The sequence below is a fragment of the Amycolatopsis sp. NPDC001319 genome, from assembly GCF_042896185.1.
Taxonomy (GTDB): Bacteria; Actinomycetota; Actinomycetes; order Mycobacteriales; family Pseudonocardiaceae; genus Amycolatopsis.
The window spans coordinates 733,787-754,065 of the sequence record NZ_JBIAWY010000003.1 but is presented as its reverse complement, the minus strand read 5'-3'; the positions used below and the strand labels follow the sequence as shown (position 1 = coordinate 754,065).

Sequence of the window (20,279 nt, the reverse complement as noted above, 5' to 3'; positions counted from 1 at the left end):
TGATGTTCAAGGGTTTTTCGCGGTTGATTAATGCCCGAGTAATGCTTTCCTGGGCCATTCGGAGCATTGACCGACCCTGTGACGACTCCTTTACTCACGGTGATCATCCCCGTCCCCGAAGGGAACCCGATGACCGGCAGAAGAGGGATCACCGCAGGCCTGGCCACCGCCGGGCTCGCCCTGTCCGCGTTCACCGTCCCGGCTGCGCCCGCGTCAGCCGCACCCCCACCGGCCGACCCCCTGACCTTGGCGGCCACCGCGTCCGACCAGGCCACGAGCCTCTCCGCGCTGCGTTCGAGCGCCGACGAGGCGTTCCACCGCGTCGGCACCACCGCCGGCGGGGGCGGGCTCTACTACAGCGCGTACGAACGCACCTACCGCGGCCTGCGCGTGGTGGGCGGCGACGCCGTGGTCGTCGCCGACGGCACCGGGCGCGTCCGCGACACCACGGCGGCCGATACCGCGCCGCTGTCGGTCGCGACGATCGCGACGCTCGACGCCACGCGCGCCGCCGACACCGCGCGCCGACAACTGACCACTGTGGACGGTGTGGCCAAGCCGGACCTCGTCGTCCTCGCCGGGAAGCAGCCCAAGCTCGCCTACGAGGTCGTGGTCACCGGCCGCACCGCGAAGGCGCCGAGCAGCCTGCACGTGTTCGTCGACGCCGCCACCGGGGCCGTGCTCCAGCAGCGCGACGACTGGAAGTCGGAGGCGGGCGATCGGGAAGCGGGCACCACGGCGGCGGCCCCGCTCGCCGCCGGCAACAGCTTCTACGCCGGCAGCGTCAGCATCGACACCACCGGCTCCGGCTCGTCGTTCTCGATGCGTGACCCCGGCCGTCCCGGCATCAGCTGCGGACGCGAGGGCGGCTCGGTGTTCACCGGCCCCGACGACAGCTGGGGCAACGGCAACGGCACCGACCTCGAAACCGCGTGCGTCGACGTGCTCTACAGCGTGCAGACCGAGTGGAACATGCTGCGCGACTGGCTCGGCCGCAACGGCATCAACGGCACCGGCGGCGGCTACCCCGCGTCGGTCGGGCTCGACGACGTCAACGCCGGCTGGGACGGGCGCTCCACGCACTTCGGGCACTCGTCGGACAACCAGCGCCAGGCCTCGTCGATGGACGTCGTCGGCCACGAGTTCGGCCACGGCATCTTCCAGACGACCCCGGGCGGCGCCGGCGGCAGCATCGAGAACGGCGGCATGAACGAGTCGACCGGCGACATCTTCGGCGCACTCACCGAGGCGTACGCGAACAACCCGAAGGACCGGCCCGACTACGAGGTGGGCGAGGGCGTGAACCTCGACGGCCAGGGCCCGATCCGCTACATGTACAACCCGTCGCTGGTGCGCGACCCCAACTGCTACTCGACGTCGCTGCCGCCCGAGGTGCACGCCGCCGCGGGGCCGCAGAACCACTGGTTCTACCTGCTGGCCGAGGGTTCCGCCCCGGTCGGCAAGCCGGCGAGCCCGACGTGCAACGGCAGCAGCGTGACCGGCATCGGCATCCAGAAGGCCGGCAAGATCTTCTACAACGCGCTGCTGAAGAAGACCTCGTCGTGGAACCACCGCGCCGCCCGCAAGGCGACGCTGGAGACGGCGCTCGCGCTGTACCCGGACAGCTGCGCGGAGTTCACCACCGTGAAGGCGGCGTGGGACGCGGTGAGCGTGCCCGCGGCGACCGGTGAGCCGACCAGCTGCGGCACGACCACCCCGCCCACCGACTGCGCCGCCGTCTCCAACGGCACCGACGTCGCGATCCCCGACGCGGGCGCGACCGTGGCCAGCAGCCTCACTGTTTCGGGTTGCGCTCGCGCCGCCTCCGCTTCGACCCGGGTCGAGGTGCACATCGTGCACACCTACGTCGGTGACCTCGTGCTCGACCTCGTCGCCCCCGACGGCACCGCGTACCGCCTGAAGAACTCCAGCAACGACTCCGCCGACAACATCGACACCACCTACACCGTGAACGCCTCCACCGAAGCCGCCAACGGCACCTGGCAGCTGCGCGCCCGCGACGTCGCCCGCGCCGACACCGGCCGGCTCGACTCCTGGACGCTGACCGTCTAGCCCGCCCGGAGGCCGCCGCTCCCCAGGGCGGCGGCCTCCCCCCGTGGAAGGGGAAACCATTGCTGTGGAAGAAAAAATCCGTCGCGGGACTGGCAACGCTGGCATTCGCGGTGGGCTCGCTGGCGCAACCGCCGGTCGCGTCGGCCGCGGTCGCGCCGGACATCTCGCTCGCCAATATCAAGACCCACCTCGGCCAGCTGGAGGCCATCGCCCGCCAGAACGGGGGCAACCGGTCGGCCGGTGGCGGCTACGCGGCCTCGGTGTCCTATGTGGAGGGTAAGCTGCGCGCCGCCGGCTACACCGTGACGCGCCAGACGTGCACGAGCTGCGCCGGGCGCACGCAGAACCTCATCGCGGACTGGCCGAAGGGCGACTCGAACCGCGTGCTCATGCTGGGCGCGCACCTCGACAGCGTCAGCGCCGGGCCGGGCATCAACGACAACGGCTCCGGCAGCGCGTCAATTCTCGAAGTCGCGCTGACGCTGGCCCGCACCGACCCGGCGATGGCCCAGCGCGTGCGGTTCGCGTGGTGGGCCGACGAAGAGTCGGGTATGCGCGGCTCGAAGTTCTACGTGAACAGCCTCTCGGCGGCCGAGCGCGCGAAGATCACCGCGTACCTCAACTTCGACATGATCGGCTCGAAGAACTGGGGGTACTTCGTCTACGACGACGTGGCTTCGATCAAGAACGTGTTCGACCGGTACTTCTCGTCCGTCGGGATCCAGACCGAGGGCGACCGCGAGGGCGACGGGCGCTCGGACCACGCGTCGTTCAAGAGTGCGGGGATTCCCGTCGGCGGTCTGGCCACCGGCGCGGGTGACGTGAAGACCACCGCTCAGCAACGCAAGTGGGGCGGGACGGCGGGGGCGGCGTTCGACAACTGCTACCACCGCGCGTGCGACACCGTCGCGAACATCCCGGACGCGCCGCTGGAGCGCAACAGCGACGCGATCGGTTACGCGGTGTGGCAGCTGGCGACCACGTGAGGACAAGGCCGAGGGTGGCGACGCGGCGACGGCACCCTCGGCCGGCTTGTCCAGACCACCTATTTGTCTAGACCACCAGTTCGTAGGTAGTCAACTGCTCCATACGCCGCCTACCGTTCGTCGGAACGCCGCGTGCTGGGACAGCGTTGTCGCGAGACGGGAGCCGGGATGTTCGGTCGCAGGTCACGGATCTTCGGTGCGGTGGTGGCCGCCGCGCTCGCCCTGCCGTTGGCGGGGCTCACGGGGACCGCGGGCGCGTCGGTGCAGGCCGACACGTGTGCGGTGAAGTCGAAGCCCGCCGGGAAGGTGCTGCAGGGTTACTGGGAGAACTGGGACGGCGCCGCCAACGGTGTGCACCCGGGCCTCGGCTGGGTCCCGATCACCGACGCGCGCATCAAGTCCCACGGCTACAACGTGATCAACGCGGCCTTCCCCGTCATCCGCTCCGACGGCACGGTGCTGTGGGAAGACGGCATGGACGCCGGCGTGAAGGTGGCGACCCCGGCCGACATGTGCGCCGCGAAGGCCTCGGGCGCCACGATCCTGATGTCCATCGGCGGCGCGGCGGCGGGCATCGACCTGTCGTCGTCGGCGGTGGCGGACAAGTTCGTGAGCACGATCGTGCCGATCCTCAAGAAGTACAACTTCGACGGCATCGACATCGACATCGAGACCGGCCTGACCGGCAGCGGGAACATCAACTCGCTCTCGGCTTCGCAGGCGAACCTCATCCGCATCATCGACGGCGTGCTCGCGCAGATGCCGTCGAACTTCGGCCTCACGATGGCGCCCGAAACCGCTTACGTGACCGGCGGCAGCGTCACCTACGGCTCGATCTGGGGCTCGTACCTGCCGATCATCAAGAAGTACGCGGACAACGGCCGCCTGTGGTGGCTGAACATGCAGTACTACAACGGCTCCATGTACGGCTGCTCCGGAGACTCCTACGAGGCCGGCACCGTGCAGGGCTTCACCACGCAGACCAACTGCCTCGCCAACGGCCTGGTCGTGCAGGGCACAACGCTAAAAGTGCCGCTCGACAAGCAGGTACCCGGCCTCCCGGCCCAGCAGGGTACCGGCGGCGGGTATCTGGCGCCGAACCTCGTCTCGCAGGCGTATCGCGCTGTTTCGGGCGTGAAGGGCCTGATGACCTGGTCCATCAACTGGGACGGCTCGAAGAACTGGACGTTCGGCGACAACGTCCGCTCGCTCGAAGGCCGCTGAAATCCGGCGCCGGGGCCCCGAACACCAGGCCTCGGCGCCGGAACCGCTCCCGGTTCCCGCTGTGGCCCAAGGCTTGTCGTTGACGTCGCTGATAACGTGCCCCGACAAAGTCGAGCAGAGGAGACGACGTGTTCGGGCGCAAGCGAAACAACGGACAGCGTGGCGGGCCCGTGACGTTCAACGCCGAAGCCGGACTCCTCAGCGTGCGGGTCGGTGACGAGCACGGCCGCCCGCTCCCGGGCACGCAGATGGTGATGCTGCACAAGCGCACCCAGCGGCAGACGAAGGCCGTCGCGGACGAGTTCGGCCTGGCGGTGAGCACCTTGTCGGCCGGGACGTACGCGGTGACCGTGAGCGCGCGCGGCTACCAGCCACGCAACAGCACGGTCGAGGTCGTGAGCGGCGACCACACCTCCCTCGAAGACCTGCGGCTCGTGCCGGACGACAACCGCCAGCTGCCTGACCCGGGCGAATGGGTGCTCGACCCCGACCACACGGCCATCCGGTTCATCGCGCGGCACATCGGGCTGTGCGAGGTCCACGGCCGGTTCCGCAGCTTCCAGGGCAGCATCGTCGTCGGCAAGCAGATCGAGGACTCCACCGTCGAGGTCGTGATCGACGCCGCGAGCATCGACACCTCCGCCGACAAGCGCGACGACCACCTGCGCTCCCCCGACTTCCTCGACGTGCGCCGCTTCCCGCAGATCCGCTTCCACGGCCACCGGTTCCGCCGCGCGCCCGGCGACCGCTGGAGCATCGACGGCACGCTCAACCTGCACGGCGCCAGCCGCGGCGTCCGCCTCGACGCCGGCTACCTGGGCTTGCGAACGTGGAACGGCGACCGCCTCGGTGCCGTCGCCACGACCGAGCTGCACCGCGAGGACTTCACGATCAACTGGCAGCAGACGCTCGCCAAGGGCCTGGTCATGGTCGGCTCGACGATCGAGATCCAGCTCGACATCCAGGCCGTCCGCGCGGGAACGGCCTAGCCACCCGGCCACTCACCCCGGCCGCCGGGTCTCGGCAAGCACCCCAATGCGGCGTTCGGTGCGCCCAACGCACCGAACGCCGCATTGGGGGCGCAGGACCGGCAAGCGGCCGGGGGTCAGCCCAGGAACTTGCGCAGGACGTCGGCCACCTGGCGGATCTCGGCGACGTGCACGTGTTCCTGCTGCGTGTGCGCGAGGCTCGGGTTGCCGGGGCCGAAGTTGACGGCCGGCATGCCCAGCGCGGCGAATCGGGCGACGTCGGTCCAACCGAGCTTCGCGGCGGCGCGGCCACCGGCGGCGGCCACGAGCTCGGCGGCCGCCGGCGCCGAAAGGCCAGGCAGCGCGCCCGGTGAGAGGTCCGTGAGCGTCACGTCGTAGCCGTCGAAGACCTCGCGCACGTGGGCCTCGGCCTGCGCGGGGTTGCGGTCCGGGGCGAAGCGGAAGTTGACCGTGAGCACGGCGGCGTCGGGCACGACGTTGCCGGCCACGCCGCCGGAGATCTTGGTGGCCTGAAGGCCTTCGCGGTAGGTGAGGCCGTCGATGTCGACCACGCGCGGCGCGTACTCGGCGAGCCGGCGCAGGGGTTCGGCCAGGGCGTGGATCGCGTTCTCACCCATCCACGCGCGGGCGGTGTGCGCGCGGGTCCCGCTCGTGCGGATCTCGACGCGCAGCGTGCCCTGGCAGCCGGCCTCGATGACGCCGTTGGAGGGCTCGCCGACCACCGCCAGGTCGCCGGCCAGCCACTCGGGCAGCTCGCGCTCGATGCGGCCGAGGCCGTTCTTGACCGCTTCGACCTCTTCGTTGTCGTAGAAGACGAACGTCACGTCGTGGCGAGGCTCGGGCAGCGTGGCGGCGAGGTGCAGGAACACCGCGTCGCCGCCCTTCATGTCGACGGAGCCGAGGCCGTGGAGCAGCTCTTCGTCGCCGGAACCGGTGCGGTGCGACGGGAGGTTGGCGTTCTCCGGCACGGTGTCGAGGTGCCCGGCGAGGATCACGCGCGAGCTGCGGCCGAGGTTCGTGCGCGCGAGCACGGCGTCCCCGTTGCGGACCACCTCGAGGTGCGGCGCCTGCTCGGTGAGCGCGGCCTGCACGGCGTCGGCGAGCCGGGCCTCCTCGCCGGAGACGCTGAACGCGTCGACGAGGGCGGCGGTGAGGTCGGCGGGGTCGGCGCGCAGGTCCAGCGAGGTCATACCGGCACCGTACCGACCCGGCGCGAGGGCTACCGTGAGGGACGTGCGCACGCGAAGCTCCCTGGTCGCTCTCGGCGGCGTCCTCCTGTCCCTGGTCCTGACCGGCTGCGGCTCCGAGGCGGGCCCCACGCCCGGCCCGAACCCCGGGTCGCCGGGCCCTGACGCGCTGCCGATCAAGCTCGACGCGCTGTCCGCCGACGCCTGCTACACGAGCCCGCAGACGCAGCTGCCCAAGGGCTGCGAGAAGTTCGTCACGGAGGTCGGCGGCACGGCCGCGTCGGTGCACGAGCGCGCGGCGGCCGGCAAGACCGTCGACGTGGCGCTCGATCACGCGGCGGCCGCGCTCGACCAGGGCGTGAGCGCGTTCCGCGGGGCGGGCTGCACCACCGTGCCCACCGCGGGCGGCGCCTGCACGCAGGCGCTGATCACCATCTCGGCTGCGCTCACGTCGGTGAAGAAGCTCGTGAACCAGCAGGCCACCACGAGTTGAGGCGCGTGGCTCGACTACCGTGACCGGCGTGAGCGAGCAGACCCCTGACCCCGAAACGACCGGCGCCGTCGGCGTCGGGCTGGCCACCGTCGCGTCCGACGGGACGGTGCTGGACACCTGGTACCCGCACCCGAAGCTGACCGGCACCGGCACCAGTGGCACCGAGCGGCTGTCGGCCGCCGAGACCACCGAGCTGCTCGGTGACGCCGCGGCGGCGCTGCTCGGGCCCGACACCGACCGTGGCGTCGAGGTCGTCGCGGTGCGCGTGACGATCGGCAGCCTGGCCGCGGCCCCCGCCGACGCGCACGACGCCTACCTGCGGCTGCACCTGCTGTCGCACCGGCTCGTGCAGCCCCACGGGCAGAACCTCGACGGCATCTTCGGCAAGCTGGCCAACGTCGTGTGGACGAACCACGGCCCGTGCCCCGTCGAGGGCTTCGAGCAGACCCGCCTGCGGCTGCGCTCGCGTGGCGCGGTGGCCGTGTACGGCGTGGACAAGTTCCCGCGGATGGTCGACTACGTGCTGCCCTCGGGCGTGCGCATCGCCGACGCCGACCGCGTGCGCCTGGGCGCGCACCTCGCCTCCGGCACGACCGTGATGCACGAGGGCTTCGTGAACTTCAACGCCGGCACGCTCGGCGCGTCCATGGTCGAGGGCCGGATCTCGGCGGGCGTGGTCGTGGGCGACGGCAGCGACGTCGGCGGCGGCGCGTCGATCATGGGCACGCTCTCGGGCGGCGGCAAGGAGGTCATCGCGATCGGCGAGCGCTGCCTGATCGGCGCCAACGGCGGCGTGGGCATCTCCCTCGGCGACGACTCCGTGATCGAGGCCGGGCTGTACATCACGGCCGGCACGAAGGTCGTCGTCGACGGCAAGACCGTGAAGGCGCGGGAGATCTCGGGTATTTCGGGTGCGCTCTTCCGGCGGAACTCGGCGACGGGCGCGGTGGAGGTCGTGTCGCGCACCGGCGTCGGGATCGAACTGAACGAAGCGCTGCACGCGAACTGATCGTCTTGCCGAAAAGGGCGCGCCCCACCGGGGTCGCGCCCTTTTCGTCACGAGTCACATCCACTCTGCCTGCGTGTTCACTTACCATTCATGTCGTGACCACCGAATCGTTGCCCTCCTCGACCCGCCGCCGCGCACCTGAGCCGACGACCCCGGCCGAGCTCGGCCTGCCCGACGAGCCCGCGAAAGCCGGCCCCCGGGACCCGGCGGCCACCCACATCCGGGCCAAGCTGGACCACGAGCTGCGCGAGCTGCTGTCGCGCGAGCCCGGCACCCGCAGCGGCACGGACCCCGAAGACCTGCACCAGATGCGCGTCGCCCTCCGGCGCATGCGCAGCGTGCTGAAGACCTCCGGCGCGCTGCTGGGCGAGTCCGCCGAGCCCGTGCGCGCCGAGCTGGGCTGGCTCGGCCAGTCCCTCGGCGAGGTCCGCGACTACGACGTGCTGATCGGCCACCTGCGCGAGGTGATCGCCACCTTCGAGGTTCGCGACCAGCCCGCGGGCCGCCGCCTGGTCTCGAAGTTCGTCACCGAACGCGGCGCCGCCCGCCGCCGCCTGACGCGCGCCCTGTCGAGCGCCCGCTACGCCACGCTGCTGCAGCGCATCGCCCAGCTCACGCGCATCCCGGACCACGAGCTCGACCCCACGCCGCTGGGCTCGGGCAGCCTGGCGACCGACGTCCGCAAGCCGTACCGCCGCCTGTCGAAGGCCGTCCGCGCCCTGCCCGCGGACCCGCCGGACGACGACCTGCACGCCCTGCGCATCTACGGCAAGAAGCTGCGCTACACCGCCGAACTGGCCCGCTCGTCGGCGAAGAAGAAGCAGGCCACCGCCCTCACTGAACTCGTCAAGTCGACCCGCAAACTCCAGACCGTCCTCGGCGACCACCAGGACGCCGTGATCGCCGCCGAAAGGGTGCGCGCGGTGCTGGCCAGCGTCGACAGCGAGGTCGGCTTCATCGCGGGCCGCATCGCCGAACACGAACTCCTCAAGCGCACCGAGGCCCGCGCGGCCTGGCCGGCGGTCTGGGCCCGCATCGACAAGGCGGCAGACACGGCTCTCTGACCCTCGGCCAGATCACTCCGCCGTGATCGACCAGACGTAGCCGTCCGGGCGGATCAGCACGCGGCGCCCCGCCGTGGCCTCGTAAGCCGCGTACGCGTGGCCGCCCGCGTCCACCAGATCCGAGCCCGAAGCCATCGACCCGGCGGGCAAGATCCGGTGCGCCTCCGGGGAGGAACCCACCGCACCCGAACCAAAGACGAGCTCCGTCGCGTGCGGGCCCCGGAACAGCTCGAACAGCCGCACCGGCTTCCCGTTCGCGTCCACCAACGGCGCGTCCGGAGCCCGGTCCCCAGCCCGAAGCGAGCCAGAACCAGCAGCGGCCAACGGCCCACCCCGATACCCGACATCCAGCTGCTGTGTCTCCGACCCCCGCCGATGGGCGTCCTCGTCGCCGTCGGCGTACTTCTCCATCAGAGCCGTCGAAACGCCCAGCACCCGCGCCGCCACCGCCCGCCGCTCGGGTTCGTAGGTGTCCAGCAGCGAGGGAGACCCGGAGGCCAGCTTCCAGCCCAGGTTGTACGCGTCCTGGACCCCCGTGTTCAGCCCCTGCCCACCCGTCGGCGGGTGCACGTGTGCGGCGTCGCCGGCGAGGAACACGCGCCCGACGCGGAAGGAAGCGGCCAGGCGGATGTTCGGCCGCCACACGGTCGACCAGGCCAGGTCGAACAGCCGGATCCCGCCGCCCGACACCGAGTCCAGCCGCGCCTGCAACGCCGGCAGCGAGGTCTCCACCGCCAGGTCCCCGTCCCCCAGCGGCGCCCCGAACTGGAAGTGCGGCGTGCCGGCCAGCGGCGTGAACGCCACCCCGCTCATCGGCGACGAAGCCGGCGCGAACCAGTACGACGAGTCGTGCGAGAGCCCCGACGCCTGGACGTCCCCCAGCAACATCCGGATCGACTCGTCGGTCGTGCCCTCGAACGGAATCCCCAGTGCCTTGCGCACGAAGCTCTTCCCGCCGTCGGCACCGACCAAGTAGGAAGCCTCGACCGTCTCCCCCGTCGACAGCGAAGCCGTCACGCCCGAAGCGGACTGCGTGAACCCCGCCAGCCCCACCCCGAGCTCCACCCGCACCCCGAAAGACGACAGCCGCTCGCGCAGGATGCCCTCCGTCTGCGACTGCCCGAGGAACCAGATGTTCGGGTACGGCACCGCGGGCGTCGGCTCGACGGTGTCGCTCATCCAGCGCTCCTGCACGAACTCGCCGTCCAGGTAGACCTTCATCGGGTACTGCGGCGAGCCCGCCGCCAGCACCGCGTCGAGCACGCCCAGGTCCTCGAAAACCTCCAGCGTGCGGGGCTGCAGGCCGTCGCCTCTCGAGCCGTTGAAGAAGGCCGGGGCCTTGTCGACAATCCGGACCGCGACGTCGCGCCGGGCCAGTTCGATCGCCAGGGTCAGGCCGGTCGGGCCGGCTCCCGCGATCAGCACCGTGGTGTCCATGTCCCCTCCAGTGAATTCAAATTCAGTGAATCTGAATTCAGCATGCGCGCTGCTAGCGTTCCTGTCAAGGGAGGTGCCGAGATGACGGCGACGAGCCGCAAGGAGAAGGCCGCCGAGACGGAGACCGCGTTGAAGGAGGCCGCCAAGCGCGTGTTCGCGCGCAAGGGCTACCTGAACACGAAGATCACCGACATCACGGCGGAAGCCGGCCGGGCGGCGGGCTCGTTCTACAACCACTTCGCGAGCAAGGAGGAGCTGCTCGAGGCGCTCCTGGGCGACCTGGCGGCGGCGGGCGACGAGGAGGCGGCCTCCGAGGGCCACCTGTCGGACTTCAGCGACCCCGAGGCCGTGCGCTGGCACGTGCGCCAGTACTGGGCCTTCTACAAGGAAAACGCGGCCACGATGCAGGCGCTGCGCCAGGCGTCGATGGTCCACGACGGGTTCGCGAGCACGCTCGCGAGCTTCGGCGTCACGCAGGCGGCCGACATCGCGGGACACCTCGAGAGGGTCACGGCGGCCGGGTACGAACTGCCCGCGTCGACGCAGCTGAGCATCGTGATGATGTACCAGCTGATCGACAACTTCGCGCAGATGTGGCTCACCGCGCCGGCGCCGACGGGCTGGACGGCACCGAGTGACGACGAGGCCGTCGAAGCGCTCACGAGGTTCGTCTACCGGGGCTTCACGGGACGGGATTTCTGAGCGGGCGCACCGAAGCGCGCCCGCCCGGAAATCAGGAGTTCAGCCGCTCCGCGGCGGCGTCGATGCGCTCGTCCGTGGCGGTCAGGGCCACGCGCACGTGGTTACCGCCGGCCGGGCCGTAGAACGTGCCCGGCGCCACGAGGATGCCGCGCTCGGCCAGCCACGCGACGGTGTCCAGCGCCGGTTCGCCGCGCGTGGACCAGAGGTACAGCCCGGCTTCGGAGTGGGAGATCTCGAAACCGTTGTCCTGCAATGCTTTCCGCAACACGAGCCGGCGGCGCAGGTACCGCTCGCGCTGCGCGGCGACGGCCTCGTCGTCGGTCAGGCCGGCCACCATGGCCTCCTGCACCGGACGCGGCACGATCATCCCGGCGTGCTTGCGGATCTCCAGCAGCTGCTTGACCAGCTTCGGGTCGCCGGCGATGAACCCGGCGCGGTAGCTCGCGAGGTTCGCCGACTTCGACAGCGAGTGCACGGCCAGCAGCCCGTCGAGCCGTCCACCGTGGACGGACGGGTGCAGCACAGACACGGGCTCGGCGTCCCAGCCGAGCGAGAGGTAGCACTCGTCCGACGCCACGATCACGTCGCGCTCACGCGCCCACTCCACGACCTTGCGCAGGTGCTCGACCCCGAGCACCTTGCCGGTCGGGTTCGACGGCGAGTTGAGCCAGATCATCGCCGGCCGCTGCGGCCCGAGCTGCGTGAGCCCGTCCGCGCGGACGACGTCGGCGCCCGCCAGCAGCGCCCCCACCTCGTAGGTCGGGTACGCCAGCTCGGGGATCACCACGGTGTCGCCCTGCCCGAGGCCGAGCAGCCGCGGCAGCCAGGCCACGGCTTCCTTCGACCCGATCGTCGGCAGCACCGCGTCCGGCTCGAGCCCCTCGACGCCGTAGCGCCGGCCCAGCGCCTCCACGGCGGTCGTCCGCAGCGCGGGCGTGCCGTGGGTGGCCGGGTAGCCCGGGATCTCCGAGACCGATGCCAGCGCGTCGCGGATCGAGGCCGGAACCGGGTCCACGGGCGTGCCAACGGAGAGGTCGACGATCCCGCCGGGATGCGCCTGCGCGCGGGCCTTGACCTCGGCGAGCGAATCCCAGGGGAAGTCGGGCAGGGGGCGGGTTGTCATTCGCCCTGCGGGGGCAGCGCCTTGATGAAGGCGGGGTCGTGGCTGGTCTTGCCGACCTTGGAGGCACCGCCGGGCGAGCCCAGCGTGTCGAAGAAGTCGACGTTGGCCTTGGTGTAGTCGGACCAGTTGTCGGGGACGTCGTCCTCGTAGTAGATCGCCTCGACCGGGCAGACCGGTTCGCAGGCGCCGCAGTCGACGCACTCGTCGGGGTGGATGTACAGCATCCGCTCGCCCTCGTAGATGCAGTCCACGGGGCACTCGTCGATACACGCCTTGTCGAGCACGTCGACGCAGGGCTCGGCGATCACGTAGGTCACTGCGTACTCCTGCTTTTCTCTGCTTAGCCAGTCCCTGCGGACATTACGCGCTTCCCGAGGCACCGGTGGTGCTTAGGCAACCCTTAGCCATACCCCTGGTATGGGGCCGAATGTCCCGCTCAGCGGTCCCGGCGGCGGGGCTTCGGGGCGTTGCGCGCGTCGCCGGTGATGGTGAACCCCGGGCCGGTGGGCTTGGTGTCGCCCTCGCGCTTCTCCTTGAGCGTGCGTTCGAAACCGTCGGCGATCTCGTCGACCAGGTCGTCGTTGTGCTTGTCGTCCCTGCGCACGTAGCTCATCGGTTCTCCCTGCGAAAATGGGGTGCCGCGTCAAGGACAATCTAACCGTGAACGACTCGGAAATGCTCGAACTCGTGTGTGCGCGGGCCTGGCCCCCGGTGGTCGACGAACCCCTCGGCGACTGGCGCCTGCGCTGGGCCGACGGCTTCACCGGGCGCGCCAACAGCGCACTCGCCGTGGGCGACCCCGGCCGGAGCGTGGCCGCCGCGTTGACGGCCGTCTGTGACTTCGCCCACGATCGGGGGATCCCACCTGTTGCGCAGGTGATCCAGGACAGCGCCACCGAGCGTGCCGTCGCAGCCGCCGGTTGGCGCGAGTGGACCGAACACGCCGCGGGCCACGAGGTGTCGGTGCTCGTCGGGCCGCTGCCGGCCGGGCCCGCGCAGGACGCCGAGATCCTCGACGAGCCGACCACGGCGTGGTGGGAGCTGGCCGCCGACAGCCCGTCGCCGGGCGCGGCCGAACGCCACGTGCTGAGCACGGGCAAGGTGGGTTATGGCGTGGTCGACGTGGACGACGCTGCCGGTGTCACCGCCGGAGCCGTGCGCGGTGCCATCGTGGACGGGTGGCTCCACGTGTCGCGCCTGGCCGTGCGGCCGGAGTTCCGCCGGCGTGGGCTCGCGTCGGCGCTCATGTCCGCGCTGGCCGGGTGGGGTCGCGCGCACGGTGCGGAGAGGTGGGTGTTGCAGGTGGCCGTGGATAACGAAGGCGCGTTGAAGCTGTATTCCGCGCTCGGCTGTACGGAGCACCACAGGTACCGCTACTGGGGCCCGGGACCGGGCGCGTGCGAGGATCCGCAGTCGTGAAGATCGTCGTTTTGGTCGGTGGAGTCGGTGGCGCGCGCTTCCTGCTCGGCGTGAAGACCGCACTCGGGATGCCCGCGATCGGCGAGCCGGAGAGCCCGTCCCCGCACGAGGTCACGGCGCTGGTGAACACCGGCGACGACGTGTGGATGCACGGCCTGCGCATCTGCCCCGACCTCGACACCTGCATGTACACCCTCGGCGGTGGCATCGACACCGAACGCGGCTGGGGCCACGCGGGTGAGACGTGGGTCGTCAAGGAGGAGCTCGCCGCGTACGGCGCGGAGCCGACGTGGTTCGGGCTGGGCGACAAGGACATCGCGACGCACCTGATCCGCTCGCGGATGCTGCGCGCGGGCTACCCGCTCTCGGCCGTCACCGAGGCGCTGTGCGATCGCTGGCGCCCGGGCGTGCGGCTGCTGCCGATGTCGGACGACCGCGTGGAGACCCACGTCGTGATCGACGACCCCGACCAGCCGGAGCAGCAGAAGGCGATCCACTTCCAGGAGTGGTGGGTGCGCTACCGGGCCGACCGGCCGGCGCACTCGATCGTCTCGGTCGGCGCCGACGAGGCCAAGCCCGGGCCGGGTGTGCTCGAGGCGCTGGGCGAGGCCGACCTGGTGCTGTTCGCGCCGTCGAACCCGGTGGTGAGCGTCGGGACGACGCTCGGGGTGCCGGGTGTGCGCGAGGCGCTGCGCAAGTCGAAGGCCAAGGTCGTGGGGATCTCGCCGATCATCGGCGGCAAGGCGCTGCGCGGCATGGCCGACGCGTGCCTCACGGCGATCGGCGTGGAGACCTCCGCCGAGGCGGTCGGCCGGCACTACGGCGCCCGCTCCGACGGCGGGGTGCTGGACGGCTGGCTCGTCGCCGAGGAGGACCACGACGTGACGGTGCCGGGCGTCGACGTGCGCGCGGTGCCGCTGCTGATGTCCGATGCGGACGCCACGGCCGCGATGGTGCGGGCGGCCTTCGACGTTGCGGGAGTGTCCGGTGTCTGAGTTCAGTGATCACGCGTCGGCCAAGGTCGAGATCCTGCCCGTGACCGGGCTGCCGGAGTTCCGTCCCGGCGACGATCTCACCGGCGCCATCGTCGCGGCCGCGCCGTGGCTGCGGTCGGGCGACGTCGTGGTGGTGACGAGCAAGGTGTTCTCGAAGGTCGAGGGCCGGCTCGTGCGCGTGCCGAGCGACCCGGAGGCCCGGGACGCGGCGCGACGCGAGCTGATCGACCAGGAGACGGTGCGGGTCGTCGCGCGGGTGGCGCGCACGGTGATCACGGAGAACCCGCTGGGGATCGTGCAGGCCGCTTCGGGGATCGACGCGTCGAACGTGCAGGGCGACGAGGTCGCGCTGCTGCCCGCGGACCCGGACGCGTCGGCCCACGCGCTGCGCGGCGGACTGCGGGACCGGCTGGGTGTCGAGGTCGCCGTGGTCGTCACGGACACGATGGGCCGCGCGTGGCGCGTCGGGCAGACCGACGCGGCGATCGGCGCTTCGGGACTGCGCGTGCTGCACGCGTACGCGGGGCAGGTCGACTCGCAGGGCAACGAGCTGGCCGTGACGGAGATCGCGGTGGCCGACGAGCTCGCCGCCGCCGCGGACCTGGTGAAGGGCAAGCTCGGCGGCCTGCCGGTGGCGGTCGTGCGCGGACTGCAGCTCACCGACGACGGCTCCACCGCGCGGAACCTGATCCGGCCCGTCGACGAGGACCTGTTCCGCTTGGGCACCAACGAAGCGCTGGCGCAGGGCCGGCGGGAAGCCGTGCCGCACCGGCGTTCCGTGCGCACGTTCTCCGACGCGCCGGTGGATCCTTCGGTCGTCCGGCGCGCGGTCGCGGCGGCGTTGACCGCGCCCGCGCCGCACCACACACACCCCGTGCGGTTCGTGTGGCTGCGCGACACCGGGCTGCGCGCGAAGCTGCTGGACGCGATGCGCGAATCGTGGCGGGCGGACCTGTCGAACGACGACTTCACGCCGTCGCAGATCGAGAAACGCTTGTCGCGCGGGGACATTCTGTACCGCGCGCCCGAGGTCGTGATCCCGTTCCTCGTGCCCGAGGGCGCCCACACCTACCGCGACCAGCGGCGCAACGACTGCGAGCACACGATGTTCACGGTCGCCGCCGGCGCCGCGGTGCAGGGCCTGCTGGTCGCCTTGGCGGCGGAGGACCTGGGCTCGTGCTGGATCGGGTCGACGATCTTCGCGGCCGACCTCGTGCGCTCGACGCTGGGCCTGGACTCGCGCTGGGAGCCGCTGGGCGCGGTCGCGATCGGGCACCCGCTCGAAACGCCTGCCGCGCGCTCGCTGGGTGAGCCGGGCGAAGGGCTGGTCGAACTGTGACGCTGCATGCGGATGCGGTGAAGATCCTGACGGCGTGGGCTCCTTCCCTGGGCTCGCAGGAATCGCTGCGCCAGGCGTTCCTGGGTTTCCTGGCCACGCGGGACGACACCGTGCAACGCTCGTGCGCGGCCGGGCACCTCACGGCCTCAGCGGTGGTCCTCGACTCGACGGGTACGCAGGTGCTGCTGACACTGCACCCGCGTGTCGGCCGCTGGCTGCAGCTGGGTGGGCATTGCGAGCCGTCCGACGCGTCGGTCGCCTCCGCGGCTCTGCGCGAAGCGACGGAGGAGTCGGGCATGACGGGCCTGGAGATCGGCGCCGAGCCGGTGCACCTCGACGTCCACCCGATCACGTGCTCCCTCGGCGTGCCGACGCGGCACTTCGACGTGCGCTACGCGGTCCGCGCGCCGGCCGGGGCGCTGCCCGTCCGCAGCGACGAGTCCGACGACCTGCGCTGGTGGCCGGTCGACGCCCTGCCCGCGGGGTCGGAGGATCTGGCCGAACTCGTGAACGCGGCCGTTTCGTCCCGTTAGCATGGTCGGCATGCCCTTGGTGCTCGCCAACCCGCACATCCACACCGGCGACGGCGGGTTCGTGAGCGGCTGGGTCGTGGCCGTGGGGTTCGGGGTGGCGTTCGTGCTGGTCGTCGTGGGTGTGGTCGTCAGCCTGCGCAGGAAGCGCCGGCGTTAGGGAGGTTTCGCGGTGACCGTGAGCTACGACAGCGCCTCTTCGGTGCCGCCGTTCGAGCAGGTGCGCTCGTCGATCGCCGCGCAGATCAACGACGGCACCCTCGCCGTCGGCACCAAGCTCCCCACCGTTCGCGCGCTGGCCTCGGACCTGGGCGTCGCCCCGAACACCGTGGCTCGCGCGTATCGGGAGCTGGAGGAAGCCGGCCTGATCGAAACGCGCGGCCGCGCCGGCAGCTTCGTGGGTGCCTCGGGGGACGAGTCGCGTTCGCGGGCCCTGTCGGCGGCCGCCGATTATGCAGCAGTGACGCGACAGCTGGGCCTGTCGACGGACGAGGCGCTGGCCATCGTGACGGCCGCGCTGCGCTGACCGCTCCGGTCTCGCCCAGCCCCCGACGGCCACTCCCCCCTACGATGACCATGGGCCGGGGAGAGGGGACTTTTGTCGTGAACGCCATTCAGCCTTGGCATCTCATCATCTTGCTGCTGCTGGCAGGCATCGTCGCGGCCATCGTGGTGGGCGTGCGGGCTTCGAAGAAGCGCCGTCAGCCGCCGATTCCGCCGCCGTGGCAAGGAATGCAACCGCCGGGTTATCCGGGCTACCCCGGTTGTCCGCCCGGGCAGGCGGGGTATCCGGGTTACCCGCAACAGCCCGGCTACCCGCCCGGACAGCCGGCGCAGCAACCCGGCTATCCGCAACAGCCGGGATATCCGCAGGGTCAGCCCGGTTATCCACAGCAACAGCCTCCGGTACCCGGCCAGTACCCGCAGCAGCCCTATCCGCCGCAGCCGCCGGGCCAACAACCGCCGTCCGGATTCGGGAACTGAGGCGACCGGTGAACATCCACAACCTGATCACGCCGATCCTGCTGGTGGCTCTGCTCGTAGTCCTTCTCGTCCTGAAGCTCACGGTGTGGCGAAAGCCGAAGCAACCGTCGTATCCGCCGCAGCCCGGCCCTCAGCAGCAGTACCCGGGCCAACTGCCATTTTCTTCGCAACAGCCGTGATATCCGCAGGGTCAGCCCGGCTTTCCGCAACAACAGCCTCCGGTGCCCGGCCAGTACCCGCAGCAGCCCTATCCGCCGCAGCAGCCGGGTCAAACACCGCCGTCCGGATTCGGGAACTGAGAAGGAGATTCAGCCGTCGTGTTGCGTCAAGTGCTTCCAGCGCTGCTGATCATCGTGCTGGTGGTCATCCTCGTGCTGAAGTTCACCGTGGGGCGGAAGCCGAAGCAGCAGCCTGGGCCGCAGTATCCGTCGCCACAGCAGCAGTATCCGCAGCAGCAGCAGTATCCGCAGCAGCAGCCGATGCAGTCGGGGCAGTATCCGCAGCAGCCGGGGTATCCCGGGCAGCAGCCAGGGCCGTATCCGCAGCAGGGTTATCCGCAGCAGGGTTATCCGGCGCAGCAGCCGAATCAGCAAGCCGCGCAGAACTGGCAGCCCTACCCCTCACCGCAACAGCAGCAGTACCCGAACCAGCAGCCCGGCCAGGGTCAGCAGCCGCCGCAGTAGGTCACATCGCGCGGTAGTCGCGGAGTTCGATGCGGGGCCCGTACCGCGGCGCGCGGGCCCCGCCGACTTCCAGGTACCGAATCGCGCGCTGGCGATGGGGGGCGTAGGGCGCGAGCAACTCGGCCATGGTCTCGTCGTCGATGCGCCGGCCCAGCAGTGTGTGGCCGACCATGTTCGGGATGTTGTAGTCGCCGAAGCTGACGGCGTCCGGGTCACCCCAGGCGCGTTGGGCGATTTCGGCGGCGGTCCACACGCCGATGCCCGACACTTTGCGCAGCAGGGCTCGGCCCGCGGAACCCCGGAGCGCCACGGCTTCCTCCAGCCGCGGAGCCACGCGGGCGGCGTTGATCAGCGCTGTCCGGCGTTTGAGGTCCACGCCGATGCGGTGCCAGTTCCAGTCCACAATGGACCTGATCGCCACCGGGGACGGGGGCACGCGCAGCGAAGCCGGCCCCGGGCCGGGCGCGGGCGTGCCGAACCAGCGGCACAGCTCGGCCCACGACCGGATGGCCTCCTTGCCCGAGACCTTCTGCTCCAGCACCGCGAGCACGAGCGAGTCCCACACGCGCCGCGTCGAGCCGAGGCGCAGGCCGGGGGCGTCGTGGCGCGCGCGGGCGACCACGGGGTGGTGCGCGACGAAGCCGGTGTCGTCGTCCTCGGCGCCGAGCAGCGCCGGCACGCCGTCGAGCAGGAACTCCGCGCCGGGGCCCCACGCGTCGGCCTCGACGACGCCGTCGGGCCGGCGCAGCAGCGCCAGCGTGCCCACGCCGGACGGCGTGTTGGCGGCCAGCCACCAGACGCCACGCTCACCGCGGAAGTTCAGCGAACCGCGCCCGCGGCTGAGCGGGCCCAGCACCGCGGCCAGGTCCAGCGGGAAGGGCGGTCGCCACTCGATCATGCGTCGCTCGAGAACCGGATGCCGCCGTCGGGCAGGGTGACGCCGGGCCAGACGCGGGCGCCGTCGAGGAGCTCGCAGCCGGCGCCGACGGACGCGCCGTCGCCCAGGACCACGCCCCGCAGCACCGCGCCCGCCCCCACGAACGCGCCGCGACCCAGCACCGAACGCTCCACAATGGCCCCGGCCTCGACCACGGCTTCGTCGAACACGACCGAACCGTCGACCGTCACCCCGTCGCCGATCACGGCCTTCTCCCCGATCGTCGTCCCGCCCGTCAGCTGAGCGGACGAGGCCACGGAAGCACCGTCGAGGACCAGCGACTCGCCGGTCGGGCCCGCCAGGGCGGACGTCGGCGCGATGCCGCGCACCAGGTCCGCGCTGCCGCGCACGAACGCCTCGGGCGTGCCGACGTCGAGCCAGTACGAGGAGTCGACAAAGCCGTGGAGGTGCGCGCCGGCTTCGAGGAGCCCGGGGAAGGTCTCGCGCTCCACCGACACGCGCCGGCCCGCCGGGATGGTCTCGACCACCGAGCGGCGGAAGACGTAGCAGCCGGCGTTGATCTGGTCCGTCGGCGGGTTGGGCGTCTTCTCGAGGAACGCCTGCACGCGGCCGTGCTCGTCCGTGGGGACGGAGCCGAACCGGCTCGGGTCGGGCACGCGCTGGAGGTGGAGGGTGACGTCGGCGCCGGTGTCCACATGGGTCTGGAGCTGATGGCGCAGGTCGGCGCCGGAGAGGATGTCGCCGTTGAAGATGATCGCGTGGTCCGCGCGCAACCTGTCGTACACGTTGCGGATGGCGCCGCCGGTGTCGAGCGGCTCGTCCTCGACCACGTACTCGAGTTCGAGGCCGTGGGCCGAACCGTCGCCGAAGTACTCCTCGAAGACTTCGGCGCGATAGGACGTGCCGAGCACGACGTGGCGGATCCCGGCCGCGCGAATTCGCGAGAACAGGTGACTCAAGTAGGGGGTCCCGGCCGTCGGCAACATCGGCTTCGGCGCGGACAGGGTGAGCGGCCGCAGGCGGGTGCCCTTGCCCCCGACCAGCACGACGGCGTCGACCTCGAGCTCGGACGTCACAGAAAACTCCTCTTGTATCACGCACCGCTGAGCGACAAGCCGCGGGAAACGCTGACGGCTGCGCCCCC

General features: G+C 71.2%; 24 protein-coding genes. 17 read left to right on the top strand and 7 right to left on the bottom strand.

Features of this window, described 5'->3' with window-relative positions; all coding sequences use genetic code 11:
* Positions 1-129 precede the first annotated feature (129 nt).
* The 4 genes from ACFY1H_RS14180 to ACFY1H_RS14165 all read left to right on the top strand — a co-directional run bounded on the left by ACFY1H_RS14180 (position 130) and on the right by ACFY1H_RS14165 (position 5,272).
* Positions 130-2,073: a M4 family metallopeptidase gene (locus ACFY1H_RS14180; protein WP_386946684.1), complete on the top strand. Its 1,944-nt coding sequence runs from the start codon at positions 130-132 to the stop codon at positions 2,071-2,073.
* A 59-nt stretch (positions 2,074-2,132) separates the two neighbouring features.
* Positions 2,133-3,059, top strand: a complete 927-nt coding sequence (locus ACFY1H_RS14175; protein WP_386946682.1) for a M28 family metallopeptidase — start codon at positions 2,133-2,135, stop codon at positions 3,057-3,059.
* Between the two features lie 168 nt (positions 3,060-3,227).
* Entirely contained in the window at positions 3,228-4,283 is a 1,056-nt protein-coding gene (locus tag ACFY1H_RS14170) for a chitinase (protein WP_386946681.1), read from the top strand.
* 128 nt (positions 4,284-4,411) lie between these two features.
* Positions 4,412-5,272 carry a YceI family protein gene (locus ACFY1H_RS14165; protein WP_366575286.1) on the top strand — a complete coding sequence of 287 codons (861 nt, stop codon included), beginning with the start codon at positions 4,412-4,414 and terminating at the stop codon, positions 5,270-5,272.
* 116 nt (positions 5,273-5,388) lie between these two features.
* On the opposite strand, the gene dapE is transcribed toward ACFY1H_RS14165, so the two are convergent.
* A complete protein-coding gene (gene dapE, locus ACFY1H_RS14160; protein WP_366575288.1) occupies positions 5,389-6,462 on the bottom strand; it encodes a succinyl-diaminopimelate desuccinylase in 1,074 nt (357 codons plus the stop codon).
* Positions 6,463-6,505: 43 nt separating this feature from the next.
* Between dapE and ACFY1H_RS14155 the strand changes: the two genes are divergently transcribed.
* The 3 genes from ACFY1H_RS14155 to ACFY1H_RS14145 all read left to right on the top strand — a co-directional run bounded on the left by ACFY1H_RS14155 (position 6,506) and on the right by ACFY1H_RS14145 (position 9,025).
* Positions 6,506-6,952: a hypothetical protein gene (locus ACFY1H_RS14155; protein ID WP_386946679.1), complete on the top strand. Its 447-nt coding sequence runs from the start codon at positions 6,506-6,508 to the stop codon at positions 6,950-6,952.
* A gap of 28 nt (positions 6,953-6,980) precedes the next feature.
* Entirely contained in the window at positions 6,981-7,961 is a 981-nt protein-coding gene (gene dapD / locus ACFY1H_RS14150) for a 2,3,4,5-tetrahydropyridine-2,6-dicarboxylate N-succinyltransferase (RefSeq protein WP_366575292.1), read from the top strand.
* Positions 7,962-8,056: 95 nt separating this feature from the next.
* On the top strand, positions 8,057-9,025 hold the full coding sequence (locus ACFY1H_RS14145) for a CHAD domain-containing protein (protein ID WP_366575294.1): 969 nt from the start codon (positions 8,057-8,059) through the stop codon (positions 9,023-9,025).
* A gap of 12 nt (positions 9,026-9,037) precedes the next feature.
* Here the strand turns inward: ACFY1H_RS14145 and ACFY1H_RS14140 are convergent, their stop codons facing one another.
* Complete coding sequence (locus tag ACFY1H_RS14140; protein ID WP_386946677.1) at positions 9,038-10,462, bottom strand: FAD-dependent monooxygenase; 1,425 nt, start codon at positions 10,460-10,462, stop codon at positions 9,038-9,040.
* A gap of 81 nt (positions 10,463-10,543) precedes the next feature.
* Here ACFY1H_RS14140 and ACFY1H_RS14135 point away from each other — a divergent pair, with 81 nt between their 5' ends.
* Positions 10,544-11,164, top strand: a complete 621-nt coding sequence (locus tag ACFY1H_RS14135; protein ID WP_366575297.1) for a TetR/AcrR family transcriptional regulator — start codon at positions 10,544-10,546, stop codon at positions 11,162-11,164.
* Positions 11,165-11,195: 31 nt separating this feature from the next.
* Here the strand turns inward: ACFY1H_RS14135 and dapC are convergent, their stop codons facing one another.
* The 3 genes from dapC to ACFY1H_RS14120 all read right to left on the bottom strand — a co-directional run bounded on the left by dapC (position 11,196) and on the right by ACFY1H_RS14120 (position 12,900).
* Positions 11,196-12,287: a succinyldiaminopimelate transaminase gene (gene dapC / locus ACFY1H_RS14130; protein WP_386946674.1), complete on the bottom strand. Its 1,092-nt coding sequence runs from the start codon at positions 12,285-12,287 to the stop codon at positions 11,196-11,198.
* Positions 12,284-12,604 (bottom strand): ferredoxin, encoded by a 321-nt coding sequence (gene fdxA, locus ACFY1H_RS14125; RefSeq protein ID WP_220246384.1) that lies wholly within the window; start codon positions 12,602-12,604, stop codon positions 12,284-12,286. The genes dapC and fdxA overlap by 4 nt, the downstream gene beginning before the upstream one ends.
* A gap of 119 nt (positions 12,605-12,723) precedes the next feature.
* The gene (locus ACFY1H_RS14120; RefSeq protein WP_366575302.1) at positions 12,724-12,900 is read right to left on the bottom strand and encodes a hypothetical protein; all 177 of its coding nucleotides are present in this window, start codon (positions 12,898-12,900) and stop codon (positions 12,724-12,726) included.
* Positions 12,901-12,962: 62 nt separating this feature from the next.
* Between ACFY1H_RS14120 and ACFY1H_RS14115 the strand changes: the two genes are divergently transcribed.
* The 9 genes from ACFY1H_RS14115 to ACFY1H_RS14075 all read left to right on the top strand — a co-directional run bounded on the left by ACFY1H_RS14115 (position 12,963) and on the right by ACFY1H_RS14075 (position 18,237).
* Positions 12,963-13,706 (top strand): GNAT family N-acetyltransferase, encoded by a 744-nt coding sequence (locus tag ACFY1H_RS14115; RefSeq protein WP_386946892.1) that lies wholly within the window; start codon positions 12,963-12,965, stop codon positions 13,704-13,706.
* Positions 13,703-14,701: a 2-phospho-L-lactate transferase gene (gene cofD / locus ACFY1H_RS14110; RefSeq protein ID WP_386946672.1), complete on the top strand. Its 999-nt coding sequence runs from the start codon at positions 13,703-13,705 to the stop codon at positions 14,699-14,701. The genes ACFY1H_RS14115 and cofD overlap by 4 nt, the downstream gene beginning before the upstream one ends.
* The gene (locus ACFY1H_RS14105; RefSeq protein WP_386946670.1) at positions 14,637-16,040 is read left to right on the top strand and encodes a coenzyme F420-0:L-glutamate ligase; all 1,404 of its coding nucleotides are present in this window, start codon (positions 14,637-14,639) and stop codon (positions 16,038-16,040) included. The genes cofD and ACFY1H_RS14105 overlap by 65 nt, the downstream gene beginning before the upstream one ends.
* Positions 16,037-16,573 carry an NUDIX hydrolase gene (locus ACFY1H_RS14100; RefSeq protein ID WP_366575308.1) on the top strand — a complete coding sequence of 179 codons (537 nt, stop codon included), beginning with the start codon at positions 16,037-16,039 and terminating at the stop codon, positions 16,571-16,573. Before ACFY1H_RS14105 ends, ACFY1H_RS14100 begins: the two co-directional genes overlap by 4 nt.
* A 10-nt stretch (positions 16,574-16,583) precedes the next feature.
* Complete coding sequence (locus ACFY1H_RS14095; protein ID WP_366575310.1) at positions 16,584-16,730, top strand: hypothetical protein; 147 nt, start codon at positions 16,584-16,586, stop codon at positions 16,728-16,730.
* Between the two features lie 12 nt (positions 16,731-16,742).
* Positions 16,743-17,096, top strand: coding sequence for a GntR family transcriptional regulator (locus tag ACFY1H_RS14090; protein WP_386946668.1), 354 nt, complete (start codon positions 16,743-16,745; stop codon positions 17,094-17,096).
* Between the two features lie 77 nt (positions 17,097-17,173).
* The gene (locus tag ACFY1H_RS14085; RefSeq protein ID WP_386946666.1) at positions 17,174-17,554 is read left to right on the top strand and encodes a hypothetical protein; all 381 of its coding nucleotides are present in this window, start codon (positions 17,174-17,176) and stop codon (positions 17,552-17,554) included.
* 8 nt (positions 17,555-17,562) lie between these two features.
* Positions 17,563-17,733 (top strand): hypothetical protein, encoded by a 171-nt coding sequence (locus ACFY1H_RS14080; RefSeq protein ID WP_386946664.1) that lies wholly within the window; start codon positions 17,563-17,565, stop codon positions 17,731-17,733.
* 138 nt (positions 17,734-17,871) lie between these two features.
* Entirely contained in the window at positions 17,872-18,237 is a 366-nt protein-coding gene (locus ACFY1H_RS14075; RefSeq protein WP_386946662.1) for a hypothetical protein, read from the top strand.
* A gap of 1 nt (position 18,238) precedes the next feature.
* On the opposite strand, the gene ACFY1H_RS14070 is transcribed toward ACFY1H_RS14075, so the two are convergent.
* Together ACFY1H_RS14070 and ACFY1H_RS14065 are read right to left on the bottom strand one after the other, a co-directional pair.
* The gene (locus ACFY1H_RS14070) at positions 18,239-19,132 is read right to left on the bottom strand and encodes a DNA-3-methyladenine glycosylase 2 family protein (protein ID WP_366575928.1); all 894 of its coding nucleotides are present in this window, start codon (positions 19,130-19,132) and stop codon (positions 18,239-18,241) included.
* Positions 19,132-20,211: an NDP-sugar synthase gene (locus ACFY1H_RS14065; protein ID WP_366575319.1), complete on the bottom strand. Its 1,080-nt coding sequence runs from the start codon at positions 20,209-20,211 to the stop codon at positions 19,132-19,134. Before ACFY1H_RS14065 ends, ACFY1H_RS14070 begins: the two co-directional genes overlap by 1 nt.
* Between the last annotated feature and the right edge of the window lie 68 nt (positions 20,212-20,279).

Coding starts and splice junctions, on each gene's coding strand:
- ACFY1H_RS14180 (WP_386946684.1), top strand. CDS start 130: ATGACCGGCAGAAGAGGGATCACCGCAGGCCTGGCCACCGCCGGGCTC.
- ACFY1H_RS14170 (WP_386946681.1), top strand. CDS start 3,228: ATGTTCGGTCGCAGGTCACGGATCTTCGGTGCGGTGGTGGCCGCCGCG.
- dapE (WP_366575288.1), bottom strand. CDS start 6,462: ATGACCTCGCTGGACCTGCGCGCCGACCCCGCCGACCTCACCGCCGCC.
- ACFY1H_RS14140 (WP_386946677.1), bottom strand. CDS start 10,462: ATGGACACCACGGTGCTGATCGCGGGAGCCGGCCCGACCGGCCTGACC.
- ACFY1H_RS14135 (WP_366575297.1), top strand. CDS start 10,544: ATGACGGCGACGAGCCGCAAGGAGAAGGCCGCCGAGACGGAGACCGCG.
- dapC (WP_386946674.1), bottom strand. CDS start 12,287: ATGACAACCCGCCCCCTGCCCGACTTCCCCTGGGATTCGCTCGCCGAG.
- ACFY1H_RS14120 (WP_366575302.1), bottom strand. CDS start 12,900: ATGAGCTACGTGCGCAGGGACGACAAGCACAACGACGACCTGGTCGAC.
- ACFY1H_RS14115 (WP_386946892.1), top strand. CDS start 12,963: ATGCTCGAACTCGTGTGTGCGCGGGCCTGGCCCCCGGTGGTCGACGAA.
- ACFY1H_RS14105 (WP_386946670.1), top strand. CDS start 14,637: ATGCGGACGCCACGGCCGCGATGGTGCGGGCGGCCTTCGACGTTGCGG.
- ACFY1H_RS14095 (WP_366575310.1), top strand. CDS start 16,584: ATGCCCTTGGTGCTCGCCAACCCGCACATCCACACCGGCGACGGCGGG.